Source organism: Umezawaea endophytica (genome assembly GCF_025061645.1).
Classification (GTDB): Bacteria; Actinomycetota; Actinomycetes; order Mycobacteriales; family Pseudonocardiaceae; genus Umezawaea; species Umezawaea endophytica.
Genome location: NZ_JANYMP010000041.1, coordinates 68,137 through 82,907, shown reverse-complemented (window position 1 = coordinate 82,907; position 14,771 = coordinate 68,137). Strand labels below are relative to the sequence as shown.

Annotated in this window: 12 protein-coding genes and 1 pseudogene; 9 read left to right on the top strand and 4 right to left on the bottom strand. The window is 62.5% G+C overall.

What is annotated here, in order from left to right:
• Positions 1 to 123: 123 nt before the first annotated feature.
• The 7 genes and pseudogenes from NZH93_RS51435 to NZH93_RS45535 all read left to right on the top strand — a co-directional run.
• Positions 124 to 217 (top strand): annotated as a pseudogene (locus NZH93_RS51435) (transposase family protein); the annotation flags it as partial.
• A gap of 90 nt (positions 218 to 307) precedes the next feature.
• Positions 308 to 622: a hypothetical protein gene (locus tag NZH93_RS45560; RefSeq protein WP_259629595.1), complete on the top strand. Its 315-nt coding sequence runs from the start codon at positions 308 to 310 to the stop codon at positions 620 to 622.
• Between the two features lie 1,521 nt (positions 623 to 2,143).
• Entirely contained in the window at positions 2,144 to 2,587 is a 444-nt protein-coding gene (locus NZH93_RS45555) for a hypothetical protein (protein ID WP_259629594.1), read from the top strand.
• Between the two features lie 185 nt (positions 2,588 to 2,772).
• Positions 2,773 to 3,480, top strand: a complete 708-nt coding sequence (locus NZH93_RS45550) for a DDE-type integrase/transposase/recombinase (protein WP_372506999.1) — start codon at positions 2,773 to 2,775, stop codon at positions 3,478 to 3,480.
• 211 nt (positions 3,481 to 3,691) lie between these two features.
• Positions 3,692 to 4,519, top strand: a complete 828-nt coding sequence (locus tag NZH93_RS45545) for a hypothetical protein (protein ID WP_259629593.1) — start codon at positions 3,692 to 3,694, stop codon at positions 4,517 to 4,519.
• Positions 4,520 to 4,652: 133 nt separating this feature from the next.
• Positions 4,653 to 5,375 (top strand): hypothetical protein, encoded by a 723-nt coding sequence (locus tag NZH93_RS45540; RefSeq protein ID WP_259629592.1) that lies wholly within the window; start codon positions 4,653 to 4,655, stop codon positions 5,373 to 5,375.
• Positions 5,376 to 5,470: 95 nt separating this feature from the next.
• The gene (locus NZH93_RS45535; protein ID WP_259629591.1) at positions 5,471 to 5,740 is read left to right on the top strand and encodes an integrase core domain-containing protein; all 270 of its coding nucleotides are present in this window, start codon (positions 5,471 to 5,473) and stop codon (positions 5,738 to 5,740) included.
• A 372-nt stretch (positions 5,741 to 6,112) separates the two neighbouring features.
• On the opposite strand, the gene NZH93_RS45530 is transcribed toward NZH93_RS45535, so the two are convergent.
• A complete protein-coding gene (locus NZH93_RS45530) occupies positions 6,113 to 9,481 on the bottom strand; it encodes a P-loop NTPase family protein (protein WP_259629590.1) in 3,369 nt (1,122 codons plus the stop codon).
• 1,138 nt (positions 9,482 to 10,619) lie between these two features.
• Complete coding sequence (locus NZH93_RS45525; protein WP_259629589.1) at positions 10,620 to 10,796, bottom strand: hypothetical protein; 177 nt, start codon at positions 10,794 to 10,796, stop codon at positions 10,620 to 10,622.
• Positions 10,797 to 11,029: 233 nt separating this feature from the next.
• Between NZH93_RS45525 and NZH93_RS45520 the strand changes: the two genes are divergently transcribed.
• Positions 11,030 to 11,626, top strand: coding sequence for a helix-turn-helix domain-containing protein (locus NZH93_RS45520; RefSeq protein ID WP_259629588.1), 597 nt, complete (start codon positions 11,030 to 11,032; stop codon positions 11,624 to 11,626).
• Between the two features lie 361 nt (positions 11,627 to 11,987).
• On the opposite strand, the gene NZH93_RS45515 is transcribed toward NZH93_RS45520, so the two are convergent.
• Together NZH93_RS45515 and NZH93_RS45510 are read right to left on the bottom strand one after the other, a co-directional pair.
• Positions 11,988 to 13,130, bottom strand: coding sequence for a hypothetical protein (locus NZH93_RS45515; RefSeq protein ID WP_259629587.1), 1,143 nt, complete (start codon positions 13,128 to 13,130; stop codon positions 11,988 to 11,990).
• Positions 13,127 to 13,711 (bottom strand): RNA polymerase sigma factor, encoded by a 585-nt coding sequence (locus NZH93_RS45510; RefSeq protein WP_259629586.1) that lies wholly within the window; start codon positions 13,709 to 13,711, stop codon positions 13,127 to 13,129. The genes NZH93_RS45515 and NZH93_RS45510 overlap by 4 nt, the downstream gene beginning before the upstream one ends.
• 737 nt (positions 13,712 to 14,448) lie before the next feature.
• Between NZH93_RS45510 and NZH93_RS45505 the strand changes: the two genes are divergently transcribed.
• Positions 14,449 to 14,763 carry a hypothetical protein gene (locus NZH93_RS45505; RefSeq protein WP_259629585.1) on the top strand — a complete coding sequence of 105 codons (315 nt, stop codon included), beginning with the start codon at positions 14,449 to 14,451 and terminating at the stop codon, positions 14,761 to 14,763.
• Positions 14,764 to 14,771 lie beyond the last annotated feature (8 nt).

Here is a 14,771-nt window from a genome sequence, read left to right as displayed (position 1 = left end):
CTTCACAATTTCCGAGGACCTCACCCGCCGATGACATCATCTCTCATCACCGCACTGACCGTCACCACCAGCACCCTCACAGTCCCGGCCACCGATGGCGAACAGCATGGCCTGCCACACGCCTTGTCGAAGGTGCCCGATCCGCGTGACCCGCGCGGGATCCTCTACCCACTGTCGGCACTACTTGCCGTCGCCGTCTGCGCGCTCCCGGCCGGAGCATCGTCGTTCGCGGCGATCACCGACTGGCCGCGCGACCTCGACGACCATTGTGCTTGCCGAAAATGCCATCCGCGCAGGTCAAGAAGGCATGGCGGTACACGGTGATAACGCCGCCCAGTCACTGGTGTTGTCGAACATCTCAGGCAATCCCACGCTGAGACAGATCTCGACAACCACGCCACAGACGAACCCGCCCAGTGCCGCCGAAGAAGATCCGGCACCATCGCGGCTGAGAACGTGTAACCCGTCATGCCATCGCGTCGATACAAGGCAGACCGACGACGAAGGGAACAGGGCGGCGAGGCGTGCTCGAGCTGATCGTGTTCTGGCGTTCGCGCTGGGCACGCTGCTGGTATGCGGAGTCATCAACACCGCGCTGGCGATCATCGACCAGACCTTGTGAGCATGGGGCGTCGGCTGTACGTGCCTGACAGCCGTGTTGCTCGTAGCAAGGAGGTGGCTTCACCCTCCGAGCCGCAGACGCTCACCCGAGGTGGCTCCGCCGCAACACACGACCCTCGTCCTGTTTGCCCGCGATGACATCAATGCCGCCGACCGACCTTCGCCCGTCACGACACCGAAGTGAGCGCCCGCCCATGGGACAAGCACACGCCGCCCCCGCCATCGTCGCAGCCAAACACGCACGAGTTCGGGAACCGCACGTAGCACCACTGTCGGAACTGGCGGACAAGATCGCGGCAGCCAAAGGACTCCCCGCAGGTGCGGTCCCCTACCCGGACCCCGACTTCGGTGGCATCCACGCCCGAGCCCTGTTTCTCCTCGACAACCCCGGACCACGAGCCACAATCGGCACCGGCGGATCAGGACTGCTCAGCATCGACAACAACGACCCCAGCGCAGCCCGAGCACACGCCGCCTACCCTCAATTCCACCTCGACTGCAGCCTGTGCCTGCACTGGAACGTCTGTCCCTTCCCCACCACACTCGACCAGTCCAGCACCACCGAACGCACCCGCGCCGCACGCCACACCACAGAACTACTCCGCCTACTGCCCCGCCTGGAACTCGTCGTGCTCCTCGGACGCGCGGCCGAGGACGGATGGCGCCGAGCAGCCGTACACCGTGACGATCTCACCGTCCTCACCGCACCACACCCGTCCAACCGCGGCATCAACTCAGTACCAGGCAACCAAGAGCGCTTCCTGGCCACGATGAAACGTGTCGCCAACGACCTCAGCTACCCACCACAACACCCCGATAAACCCATACCGGCCCCACGTATGTGATCACCTTGGAACGCACCACGACACCGGCGCAGTTAACCGCCGTTACCTGCGGTTTCGCGCCGTTAGACGCAGTTGAGCGCAGTTCGGAAGAGCGCAACTGTGTCAACGTAAATCCCAAAGAGCCCTGACCAGCGGAAACAGAGACAACCCACGTAAACATGGTGCCATAGCAGGACGTTCGGAGCAGTTCAGCACCGTTCAGCGCGTCCCGCTGCTCCCAATCCGCTCCCACAGCCGTGCTCCCACACCAACCCCATCCCACGGTAACTGCATCACTCCACATAGGCCGGGAAACAGAACCGTTGCGCCGCCTGGATTGTGCACGCAGGCCTCGAAGTGCCCTCCCTCAACGTCTATCCACACAGGCCTGCGACCGCTACGAGTCATCGCCTCCACGAGCGAACGAACCCATGTCATCAAGAGCATCTTGAGCGACTCCGCCCAACACCGGATCCGAGAGCAGTCGCTTCACGAGAGCAACATCAACCCGCTGATCGATGGCGCCGTGGAGTCGAGCGACGTACCCCAAGCACGTAGACAAACACTGCCACACCACCTGACCAGAACGGATGATATTTTCGGCTAGCACAAGGTCAGCGAGACCCTCTTGGTCAGACTGATGTGAGACACCCTGTATGAGGGTGGGTTCATGATCGAGGGCGGGATCGGAGATCCTCATGACCGTGACCTCGCCACCCGGCAAGCAGCCTCAGCACTCCCACCACGGCCACCAGGCCGATCCGGCACCACGTCCGTCCCGGCGGGTGTTCACCCCGCGGTACAAGCTGGACATGGTCACCGAATACGAGAGCGCCCCCAACGGCGAGAAAGGCGCAATCCTGCGGCGCGAAGGCCTTTACTCCTTCCACATCATCGAATGGACTAGAGCACGTGACGCAGGACGCCTGACCGGTCAACCCGCGGACCCCGGCCCCTCGACGACACCACCCAGGAAATCCGCCGAACAGATCGAGCTGGAGAAACTGCGGCGCCAGAATCACAAGCTGACCTCCGATCTGACCAAGACCCGGATGGCGCTCGACATCATGGGAAAAGCACACGCGCTCTTGCAGGAACTCGCCGAGAGCGAACAGGACGACAGACCGCCCGGGAAGTCCTGACCACCACGTTCACCGACCTGCGTGCGGTCGACATCCCGGTGACGAAATCCTGTGCCCTGACGGGATTGTCGCGGGCGACGCACTATCGACACCTCAACCCGAGCGGTCCGGTGCACGGGCCGTGGCCGGCACGGAGGCCGCCGCCGCAGGCCCTGGACGCAGGTGAACGCGCCCAGGTACGCGGGATGCTGACCGGGCCGGCCTACCGGAACCTGGCGATCCCGCAGGTGTGGGCACGCGAACTGGACCAGGGCCGGTACTGGTGTTCGGTCTCCACGATGTACCGGATCGCCCGTGCCGCGGGCCAGGTCCGCGAACGCCGCCGGGTGGCCACCCATCCGGCCAGGATCCGATCCGAACTCCTGGCCCGCGGTCCGGATGAGGTGTGGTCCTGGGACATCACCGCGCTGAAAGGACCGGTGAAAGGGGTCTGGTACAAGTGCTACGTCGTGTTGGACATCTTCTCCCGCTACGTCACCGGGTGGCTGGTCGCGGCCGCAGAGGACGCGGTACTGGCCAAGGACTTCCTGGCCGATGCCATCGCCCGCAACGGTGCGCGGCCGCACACGATCCACGCCGATCGCGGTGGTGCGATGGTGTCCAAACCGGTCTCGGAACTCCTGGTGGGCCTGGGTGTCCTGCGGTCGCATTCCCGTCCTCGAACCTCGAACGACAACCCGTATTCCGAAGCGCAGTTCAAGACCTTGAAGTACATGCCCGACTTTCCCGACCGGTTCGGATCCCTGGCCGACGCCCGCGTGTTCTGCGAGGGCTTCTTCCTGGCCTACAACCATGAGCACCGTCATTCCGGCATCGGGATGCACACTCCCGCGTCGGTGCACTTCGGGACCGCGGAGCAGATCCACGACCAACGCCAGGTCGTTCTCGACTAGGCCTACGCCCGACATCCGGAACGTTTCACACGCCGTCCTCGTCCGCCCGAACTGCCCGAGGTGGCCTGGATCAACCAGCCCGTCGAGCAACCACAACCGGTCCCTAGACACCACCTGTCTCATCGAACTTGACAACTACCGAGACAGGGCGCGTGACCACCCGGTTGATAAGTACTGGTAATTCGTTGCTCACTGCTTCACACTGAGCTATATGGAGCGCTCAGATATCCAGGGAAGCATCGTTACCGTGATCCCTCAGCACACGATCTTGTGGGCTGTTGACGCTCTCGTTCAGAACCTGAGTGCCGACGAAATTACAAGCCTTCGCGTTCGATCGGGAGAACATCTGGCCGCGATCATTACGACGGCGTTCATGTTCTCGACACCGACTGAGATAGATAGCTCTGGTGGCGCTGATCTTGTGTTCGACGTAGCGGCTGCCTCTGATTCCTCTACTGCCAAAATGCTGACCGCAGGCGCCAAGCTGGCAGCGTTCGAGGCTAAGTCGATAACTGGCGATTTCAGGCGATTTGACGCCCAGCTTGACCAGATGCGACAACGTGGAGAAGACACGTCCAACACCTGGCACGAGGTCACTGTCAAAAGCGCGAATACGATCCTAAATGAAGCGCGACCGCAAATATTGCGAGCAAGAGATCAGCTACTCAAGAAAGTTGCTCCGACCGATTCGCGCAACGTTTTCCTGCTGGTCCATCCACTAGATCAGCTGGCCATCGAGTGCGTAGACGACAACCCGGTGATCGGCCACCTTCTCGATCCAATTGACTACCTGGACGATGTCGATACCCTGTGGGTTCTATGGGTTCCCGATCATCTCACCGTGTGGTCGACCAAGAGGCAGGCATGGATCAACCTGATCTTTGCTGGGACGCTTGAAAACGAAAGGCCGATCGAGACCGGAGTATTCAGCCTTCTGCAAACCGCCGAGTCAGAGTTCCTTACAAAAACCGGAAACGTCAACGGATCTCCGTACATGTTTGCCTTTTCATCAGGCGAGGACGGTGAGTATGACGCGTAGCAGTATGTCGTCCCCGTCAGCCCTGTGGCTGCCGAAAACCTCATCCATGCAGGTGAAGAGGTCTGCAGGGACCTTGGGCGAACGTGGTCGTGATCTCGCCCTGATATCGACGAGCACGGCATGATGACCAGCCATGCTGCTACGGCTGGCCTACCTCAGCGTGACCAACGCGTTCGCCCTACTGCGCCTGCTGCCCATGAGCGACCGCGACAAGGACGTGGAGATCCTGGTGCTACGGCACCAGATCACCGTCCTGGAACGCCAACTGGGCAAGACTCAACTACGGCTCTTCCCCGCCGATCGGATGTTCCTCGCGGCACTGCTGCACCGGCTCCCCCTGACAGCCCTTCGTCAGCTTCATCTGCCAGTACGTCCGGAAACGGTGCTGCGCTGGCACCGAGACCTGCTCGCGCGCCGCCACGCCGCCAGATCTCGCCCCCAGTGCCCCGGACGTCCACGGACCGTGCGCTCAATCCGGCTCCTGGTACTGCGCCTGGCACGGGAGAACCCCACCTGGGGCTACCGCCGCATCCACGGCGAACTACTCGTACTCGGCATCACGGTCGCCGCGTCCACGGTATGGCAGATCCTCAAGGACGCCGGGGTCGACCCGGCACCCGAACGCACGTCCACCACCTGGGCAGACTTCCTCCGTTCCCAGGCCCAGGTACTACTGGCCTGCGACTTCTTCGAAGTCTCGGCCGTGAGCGGTACCCGCATGTACGTGCTCGCGGTTATCGAACACAGCAGCCGCCGAATCCGCGTCCTGGGCGCCACCGCGCACCCGACCGCGGCCTGGGTCACCCAGGCAGCGAAGAACCTCGTGATGGACCTCGACGACACGGGCAACTCCTGATCCGCGACCGCGACGGAAAGTTCCCCGCCCTGTTCGACGCCGTTCTCACCGATGCGGGCATCCAGGTCGTCCTCAGCGGTATCCGCATTCCACGGATGAACTCGATCATGGAGGGATGGATCCAGACCTGCCGCCACGAACTCCTCGACCGCACACTCATCTGGAACCAGCGACATCTGCTCCACGCTCTGCGGGAGTACAAACAGTTCTACAACGCGCACCGACCCCACCAAGGCATCACCAACGCACGACCACTACACCCACTGCCACCACCGATCACCGACCAAGCCAAGATCACCGACTTGGACGTCCGCCGACGACAACGACTGGGCGGCATCCTCAACGAGTACCACCGAGCCGCCTGATCAGCACGGACGTAGTTTTCGGCAAGCACAGGGCCTCGGCAGACCCCCTGTCACCTGCATGGATGAGGTCTTCGGCAGGTACACCGTTGACGCGGGCGGAAGGACTGAAGATCGCCAGCTTCGCCCGCAAGGCCGCTGACATTGACACTGGTGCAATCATAAGACCCTGCACTCACCCATAATACGAACCATCTGTCGCACCAGAGTAATTGACAGTTCTTTCCCAATTAAGAGCTACTGCAGTGAGAGTCTTCCTTGTTCCGGGAGCAATCCAGAACAGGTATGGGAGGAGGTCATTCAAGTTGCCCTCCGCCAGCGCGCGAGCCATTATTCTTCGCCCACGAGCAGGGGGAACGGCCCGCGCTAGCCGCCCTAGGGCTTCAGCTCGCGCATCCGGTAAGGTGATGTGCTCTGGAAGGCCAGTGCCATGGTCAGATCTCCTGTCTCCAGTGCCGCTTCTGCCAGACTGCTGAGCCATCTAGACCGTTCTCGCTGATCAGCCGGCATCATCCTTAGAGCCTCGCGGCTCCAGGTGGCCGCCAGATGTGGTCTCCCTAGCTTCATCGCCGCATTAATCATGGCTATAATCGCCGTTTCTCGCCAGTACGGCTCGTCAATGCTGCGAACTAGTTCATCGGCGGAATCGAAACAATGATTCCAGGTAAGCGATTCCGCTAGGTACCGCTTTAGCTCCTCTCGCTGCGGCGTGTACCAGAAAAGCCGAGCTAGTTCCTGCAATGACGAGAGCATCTCAGCAGCTCGATATTCAGCTCCACCAAAAGCCGCCACACCTGCGAGTGCCGTCCAGAGTTTGGCCCTGCCTCGTATGGTCGGGAACATTCCAACCAGTTTTTGCGCCCAGCCGAACGCGCGGCGATCGATTGCAGTACTTGCCAGATCTGCAGCTGCTTCGAATCTGTCTTGTCGCTCGCTGAGGCCAAGAAGGTAGGCTTCAGCACGGGCGTAAGCTCCCCTGCTGCCCAGTCCACGCATAATCTCTTCAGTGGCACGCCTTCTCAACCAAGGAATCGCGATTGCTCGCGCAGCCGTTTCGGCTAGCCCCTCCTCCCCTGACGCAACCAGCACTTTCACCTGGCAGCGCTGTACATCCGCCTTCCATTCATGCACGACGGTTCCCCGATTGAGACGTTCGAGCTCTTGCGCGAGGAGCGCCGCCGTACCCGAATCTCCGGCGTCAGCGGCGTCGATCGCAAGTTCAGCTAATATAAAGGCCCGAGACCCCGGAAAAGCATTATCGCGACTATTGCGCTCAGCGGCAGCGGCGAGTGCAGCGGCTCGTTCACGATCGCCGTGGCCAAGCGCAGCCCTTGACATCAAGGCAATTGCCTCGGTGCGGTAGTCCGCGGGCACGCGTGCCAGAAGTGCGTCCGCGCGACTGTGGTGCCCAGCAACTGCTGCAGCTCCCAGTGTTGCGACCAGCAGACTAAAAGCCTCTCCTGGTTTGTCGCCCTCAGCCACGGCGGACTCGTATGCGGCTCCGAGTGTTTGCGATAGCGAGGCAGCCCGCGCCCGGTCTCCGCATGTCCCTAACCCTTCCGTCACCGCGTGAATCAAGGCATTGAACCTCGCCGCATCTCCCCACGCCGGATGAATTGAATCGATCGCCGACCGTTCGATCGCGTCAATCAATCGCGTCAATCGTGGCACATCGCAGGCTGCGATCGCCGACACCACAAGCGGACCCATCTCTTCCATCATCCAAAAAGGCGGCTCCGAAAACCTTTCAATTAAAGCCGAGGCCGCGAAGAGTTCGTCTCCGTGTTTACCGGGGCGCGCCTCAGCGGCCAATGTCAATATTCCCTCAACCGAAACTCGGTCCAATGACGGACTTGTCATTGGAACTAGTCGCCGAAGCATACTCAAAGCAACACTAATGCGCTCTGGATCTTTAGATTCAGCAGCCCTTTTTACATCAAACCCCAATCGGCCGACGTTTCTTTCCCGAGCAACATCCTCAATAAACTCGGCTAGTTCGCTTGCACGCCGTCGATTTCCGGAAGCAGCTGCAGCTTGTGCCTGTGCAGCTAGGACTTCGAGTTTGTAGTGATGATCGGCTTGTGGCAGCAAGTCGCCAATAGCGCACTCCAGAGCGGCAGCACGAGTCAAATTGCCGGCCGCCCCAGTCGCCCTCGCCACGTGAGCTGCTCGACGCGCCTGCGAAACGGCCTCGTAGGAGTCGTCGCCGAGGTGTTCGACGATGTCCGCCAGCCGTGCCGCACGTTCCTGATCATCTGCACCCACCTCTACAGCGATCTCTGCCAACGCGGCGCATACAAGATGGGTGTCACCCATGCTGCGTGCCAACGCTTCAGCACGATCTGGTTGCCCGACGGCGGCCCACACGGCGGGGAGACTAGCCGGGTAAGCGTTGCGTTCCACGAGCCGTTGCCGGTGGGCGGCGAGCAGTACCATCGCATCCAGATCAAGGTCTTCGTTTTCAAAGACGACGACCGCCGCGTGTTCGATCTCGGCAAGCGCAGCGGCATCTCCGCCAGTCGCCTCCCGTAGCCGATTTTGGCGGGCGGAATCGGTGGCGCAGGCTACGGATCGAGACAGGCCGCCAATGGATTGTAGCAACCGACTATAGCCGTACAGCAAGTACTCGGGCGTGTTCTCCGGCCACCCTTGAGCTTGGTATTCATCCGCCCACCTGTGCAGCATCTCACGGTAGCTTAACACCTTGACCCGGCCTATTACGGCAAGAGCCGTCTCTTGCAACTCCTCATGACCCAATACATAAACTTTATGCGTTTCCACCGTTGGTTCGGACAATGATGCGCGACCCGCGCGTACAGTGAAAGTTCTACCAGCGACGGCCGCCAGGTTCTGCGCTATCTCCCACTCGCCGTATCCGGTCAGATCAGCCAGATCAACCGTAGTAAGACCACCGCCAGCGGCAGCCACCAGCCCCAACAGATCCTTTTCTTCCGGGGTGCCACGCATTAAGCGCAGCAATTCACGCTCACAGTCGGCACGGACGGTCGCCGCGTACGGTGATCGAGCTAGGTTGCGGACGATGCCGGGATCGCGCAGCGGGTGATGGTCGGGCACATCAGCTGGTATGGGCGGATCAGGACGGCCAGCCACAATCATGCGTAGCCCAAACGTGGCGTGAGCAGGCAGGAGCGCAGCAATGTTGTACGCGTCCGGTCCGGTGGTAACCCCTCGATCCTCGTCCAGACCATCAACCAGAAGCACCAGCCTCTGACCGCGCTGCTGGTGCCACTCAGCAGCTTGGTTCAACATTGCCAGCAAGTGACCTTCACGTGTTGCCTCGGTGAGATAAGCCGGCATTGGTTGCCCTAGCAGGGCAGCTAGTTGCTCGCCAACTACGTCCGTGAAGGCCGCTCGGTCGCTTTGCCCAGCAAAACGCGCAGTGATGAAGAACGACACGATTGTTACCGACTGCGGCGGGTGAAGCGCGAACCAAGCCATCAGCGCGGTCTTTCCCGACCACGCTCGAGCTCGCCACCAGATGTAAGATTTCTGGTCTTGCGCAGTGCAAAAGGACGCCAATTCTTCGAGTTCTACTTCGCGGCCGATCAGTTCAGTTGGCGCGATTCGGAGAATCTGGTGCCTGTAAGCGCTGCTAGCGACTGGAGTACGCACTATCACGTCACCATGCACAACACCGGTAACTGCCACGCCCCCCTCGCTAGCGTGTGCCTCGCCGCTGTTCTTGACTGTCACCGAGTGCCGCTGCCGTTCATCGGTTCCCACCGAAAATCCGTTCTTTCTAAGCGAGGGTTACGGACCGAACAGGTCATTAAATTTAGGTTCCACATGCTTAAACCATGCGCCTTTACGGAGCCGAGAACCGCGATTCGACTACCGTCGAACACCGGCCTCCACATGGAACGGCTGAGCATCAACGGCCATGAACGCTCAACCCTCCACGCCGCTGTTGGCATCGCCGTCCCGACCCGCACGCGCGTCACCCGTACGACGCGCCTCTGCGGACCTCGGCTTGCCCGCACCGCGCACTCCCGTGTTCGCGCGACCACCGGGCCCTGCTGTCGCGTTGCCGGTGTTCCTTGCAACGAGGCCGGACCTACTACCACCGGAACGGAAACCCGCCCACACAGCAACTCCCACGGCGGCGACTGCGGCCAGTGCCGATGCGATAACCGCCGTCTTGTTCGCCTGATCCCAGGTCGCCACTGCCAGCCACACCCCCAGTGCTGCCACTGCCAGGCAAGTCACGACTACTGCCACACGGCTCTTGGTCATAGTCGGAACATCGCACTCGGAGGAGGTGATGTAACAAGCAGTAGCGCACCGCCGAGATGGCCAGTTCGTCACCAAGCCTTTCTCCGCGTGGCTGCTGATCACCACGAGAGCCTTTGGCTCGGTGGTTCGAACACGATGCGATGCTCGGCCGCGTTCGGAGCAGGAGAGCAAGCAGCGAGAAGCGTGCTGACAGGTGCCAGCCCCCCGCGGCGCCACCGTGCGCCGCTACCGTGACCGGCGTGCCGCCGCGTCCGCTGCCCGTGCGCGACGGGCTCAACCCCACGCGGCTGCAGCTCCGAATGGGCAGACGTCCGGGCAGCGCATCCGCACACTGCGCGATGCGCAGGACAAGTCCCTGACGAAACTGTCTACTCTCCGCTTCTGTGCGAGCTCGTGACACGTCGCGGGCGGCTTCGCCGCGTCGGATGGCCTCGGCGCGGTTGGCTTTCTGAAGACGAGCCAAGACACCGGCGGGTACCTGCTGCTCGATCTTCGTCAGCCTGGTCACCACGTTGGTCAGCCTCGGACGAGCTGCTGCAGCTCATACACGCCCCAGGGCGTCGAACCTCGGCACCGGCCCGAACGCGGGGGAACAATAGGTGTATGAGTACAAGTTGGACGGTGGTCCCTACGCGAGCAGTTCCTCAGCGTCCACCAGTTCGACCTCCACGACGTCGACTGCAGCTGGCGTGAGATAAACCTCGAACGCCAACCATCCTTTGTGGCGGGTCTCCACCCACATGTAGTGGTCGTTCCAGTCGCGGTCCAGGACCGCCGTCGACCCTGTGGTTGCCGAAAACCTCATGCTGATTCGGCTGGCCTACCTCAGCGTGACCAACGCGTTCGCTCTACTACGCCTGCTGCCCGTGAACAACCGGAACAAGGACATAGAGATCCTGGTGCTGCGACACCAGATCACGGTCCTGGAACGCCGACTGGACAAGGCGCGGCCGCGGTTCTCCCCCCGCCGATCGGGTATTGCTCGCGGCACTGCTACACCGACTCCCAACGGAAGTGCTTCGACGGTTTCACCTGCTGATGCGCCCGGAAACGGTGCTGCGCTGGCATCGGAATCTCCTCGCGCGTCGCCATGCCGCCACATCCCGACTCAACCGCCCAGGTCGTCCACGGACGGTGCGCTCGATCCGGCTCCTGGTGCTGCGTCTGGCACGGGAAAGCCCCACCTGGGGCTACCGCCGCATCCACGGCGAACTACTCGTACTCGAGATCAAGATCGCCGCCTCCACCGTCTGGCAGATCCTCACCGACGCCGGAATCGACCCAGCAGACAACCGCACCTTGACCACCTGGTCAGCCTTCCTCCGCTCCCAAGCCAGTGCTCTGTTCGCCTGCGACTTCTTTGAGACCTTCACCCTGAACGGCACACGCCTGTACGTACTCGCGGTCATCAAACACACCAGCCGCCGCATCCGCGTCCTAGGCGTCACCGCCCACCCAACCGCAGCCTGGGTCACCCAAGCCGCGAAGAACCTCGTCATGGACCTCGACGGCGCAGGAAGCTCCGTGCGGTTCCTGCGCCGTGATCGCGACGGAAAGTTCCCAGCCTGTTCGACGCCATTCTCGCCGATGCGGGCATCCAGGTTGTCCCCAGTGGTGTCCGGATCCCGCGGATGAACGCGATCAAGAAACGCTGGATCCAGGGCTGCCGCCGCGAACTCCTCGACCGCACACTCATCTGGAACCACCAGCATCTACTCCCGCCCTGCGCGAGTACGAACAGTTCTACAACACCCACAGGCCTCATCAAGGCATTACCAACAACCGGCCGCTACACGCGCTGCCACCACCGATCACCAACAAAGCCCAACTCGTTGACTTGAACGTCCGCCGACGACAACGACTGGGCGGCATCCTCAACGAATATCACCATGTCGCCTGACCAGCACGAACGTAGTTTTCGGCAAGCACAACGTCGCCGTGTGCCGGTCTGGTGATCGCGGCGACCGGTCGAGCCGATGCCGTTGTCGGTATGCGGTCAGGTCATCGTGATGAGGTGGTCCGTGTCGACGCCTCCTTGGTTGATCTCCCACAGGTCGTGGCCGATCTGCACCGAGTTGAGGTACACCAAGTCCTGCCAGGTGGGTGGCCATCGTGTCGTGCTGGACCACCGAACGCCTCCCAACGGGATACCGGTCAGATCGGCATTCCCTAGATCGGCTCCCACCACGTCCGACACCACCCGATCCATGATCCCGACCGCCTCCAGAAGATCCTCCTCTCGCAGGTCTGTAGCTGCCCGATCCACCTCTACGGCACGGACAAACTCGAACTTCTTCTGCGATACCGAGTGCTCGGAAAATTTGTCAGGGGGATGGTCAAGGTCGAGGGCGAGGTCAAGGGCGTAATCGAGGTCAAGGACGCGGTCAAGATCGACTGCTAGGTCTCGGGTGTGGACACGGGCGCCTTTGAGGGCGCGAGCGAGGTCGTGGACCCGGTCGCGGTCGTGGTCGCGAACAAGGTCAAGGGCGAGAGCGAGGTCGAGGTCAAGGTCGCGGGTGTGGACGCGGGCGCGGTCGAGGGCGAGGGAGAGGTCGCGGTCGAGGTCGACCGCGAGGTCACGGAAGTGGGTGTGGACGCGGGCAAGGGCGAGTTTGAGGCCGCGTGCAAGGCCGTGGGCGTGGTCGAGGGCGTCGGCAAGGGCGTCGCCGTCGTCGAAGGCGACGTCGTGGGCAAGGAGTCGGACGAGGTCGACAGCGCGGACACGCAGATCCTCCCGAGTCGAACGGCCGATGCGGACGAGCAGTCGGATCGTGTAGAGCGCCGTTCGGGGCAGCCAGAGGCGGGCGTGGAGCCGGTCGACCGCAGGCATTGAGGCAAGAGTGCGGGCGAAGCGAAGCAGCGCGGCCTCCTCGCGCGTGTGCGAGATGACCGGTTCGGAATCTGGGTCGTGTCGAGCCGTCGTATCCGGCGCCGGGTTGGTGGGCAGGATGGCGGCCAGGCCCGCGTCTAGGTCCAACACCCGGTCCAAGTCCTCGGCGTAGATCCGTGCGCGGCCGGGCAGGGTTGCGTCGACTAAGCCCGCGTCCAGATCCAGCACCTGATCCAGATCCGCGTTCAGAGCAATAAGATCCTCGGCGAGGCGTCGGTCAAACTCCGGGTCGTCGATGTGCTCGCTCACCGGTCTCCCTCCCCTCGCGAGAGCCATGTTTTGAGAGTGATGCGGGCCCGGTAAAGGTTGGCTCGCACGGCGTCGCCCGACAGACCGAGCTGGTCGGCGATCTCTGCGGGGGTGTGCCCGTACAGGGACCAAGCCATCACCTGGCGCTGTCGGGGTGGTAATCGCGCGATTAAGTCGACCACGTCGTATTGCTGTTCCCAGCGTTCGATATCCGTCGGTCTGGCACGCAGTAGCGGCGAGGACAGCGGCGGCAGCTCGTTGGTGGGGATCTCCCGCACCGTGCTCACCGCCCTCACCAGCCGTTGGGATGCGGTGCGGAACGCCCAAGCACGGGGATGGTCGACCTCCTGCCACCGCCGGTAGAGCACGGCCATGGTTTCCTGGACCACGTCGGCCGCCAGCGCCACATCCGCACCCTGCATGATCAGAAACGCCACCAGCGGTTTCGTCCACTCCCGGTAGAACACGGCAAACTGCGCGTCCCACTCACCGGTCGTTCCCGCGACGTTGAGGGTGGCGTCCGGGGCCGGTGCGGAAAACCGGGTAGGTCGCCTGTGGTCATCCTGTCCCGGTCCGCTCATCGGCGTTGTCCACGCCGCGGGGCGCCGGTCACGACCACCCGCACCCGCAAGCGGCTACCGTCCCTGTCCACGTCGTCGATCTCCACCGCACCGCCGGTGCCGTTGGTGAGGCTACCCGCGAGTTCCCGCAGGGTTTTCTGACGACCCCGCTCCCGTATTGTCCGCCAGCACAACCGGGTCGCCAGCCCTAGCAGCGCCAGCACTTGGGGTGTTACCACCCACAACATCGTCTCCACACGACCACCTGATCTCGACCCGCTCACCGGCACCGTGCCGGTGTCACATCCAAGAGCACGACAACAACTCCGGCGTGAAAACGATCATCGTGATGTCACCCGATTGGAGCAGTGGGTCGATCCAGTGGTCCGCGCGAGGGGTTGGCAGTCGACGCCATAATCGTCCATGTAGCCGCGGCGAACTCGTGCCGCACCAGCACTGTCTCCTTCCCTGCGGTGAGGCTGCGCCTACTGGTCGGCTGCCGAAAGTAACGCGCGTTCCACCGCCACGATGCAGCCACAGGTGCGGCAGTTCATTCAACGCGAACCATGAGCAGCGCCGACGTGGTGATTGGTGAGCATGACGATGGTGGTGCTCGTCGTGATCGAGCCCGCTGGCTGGCAAGGGCGGCGGTGACGACATCACTCAGCGCGCCCAGCCGCACATCGACCTCCTGGATCCACGCGAGTGTATCGGTCCGAGTCGAGCACCTGGTGGATGCGCGCTAGGCCTCCGCGCCGATGCTGACTGGGGGCTTCGGTCGGGGCGGGCTGGTCGTCGGCGTCGCGGCGGCCGAGCTTCGCGCCGACGAGCGTGGCGACGGCGATGATCTCGTCGTCGTAGGCGGTGCGCACGGTGAGGTCATCGACTACGACGTGATCGAGGACCACATCACCGCAGACACAGGCCTACTGCGCGTCACGAACATCTCCTACGACGAATGGTCCGGCGAACCGGTCCGGCAACACATAAAACGCCGGACCGGCGTCCCGATGTACCCGGTGCCGCAGACCTACAAGGGCGTGACTCACGGCATGACCGAGTTGATGACCTGACCCGCTCG

Coding starts and splice junctions, on each gene's coding strand:
- NZH93_RS45510 (WP_259629586.1), bottom strand. CDS start 13,711: ATGAGCGGACCGGGACAGGATGACCACAGGCGACCTACCCGGTTTTCC.
- NZH93_RS45540 (WP_259629592.1), top strand. CDS start 4,653: ATGCTGCTACGGCTGGCCTACCTCAGCGTGACCAACGCGTTCGCCCTA.
- NZH93_RS45505 (WP_259629585.1), top strand. CDS start 14,449: ATGCTGACTGGGGGCTTCGGTCGGGGCGGGCTGGTCGTCGGCGTCGCG.
- NZH93_RS45545 (WP_259629593.1), top strand. CDS start 3,692: ATGGAGCGCTCAGATATCCAGGGAAGCATCGTTACCGTGATCCCTCAG.
- NZH93_RS45550 (WP_372506999.1), top strand. CDS start 2,773: ATGCTGACCGGGCCGGCCTACCGGAACCTGGCGATCCCGCAGGTGTGG.
- NZH93_RS45525 (WP_259629589.1), bottom strand. CDS start 10,796: ATGAGGTTTTCGGCAACCACAGGGTCGACGGCGGTCCTGGACCGCGAC.
- NZH93_RS45560 (WP_259629595.1), top strand. CDS start 308: ATGGCGGTACACGGTGATAACGCCGCCCAGTCACTGGTGTTGTCGAAC.
- NZH93_RS45555 (WP_259629594.1), top strand. CDS start 2,144: ATGACCGTGACCTCGCCACCCGGCAAGCAGCCTCAGCACTCCCACCAC.
- NZH93_RS45520 (WP_259629588.1), top strand. CDS start 11,030: ATGCGCCCGGAAACGGTGCTGCGCTGGCATCGGAATCTCCTCGCGCGT.
- NZH93_RS45535 (WP_259629591.1), top strand. CDS start 5,471: ATGAACTCGATCATGGAGGGATGGATCCAGACCTGCCGCCACGAACTC.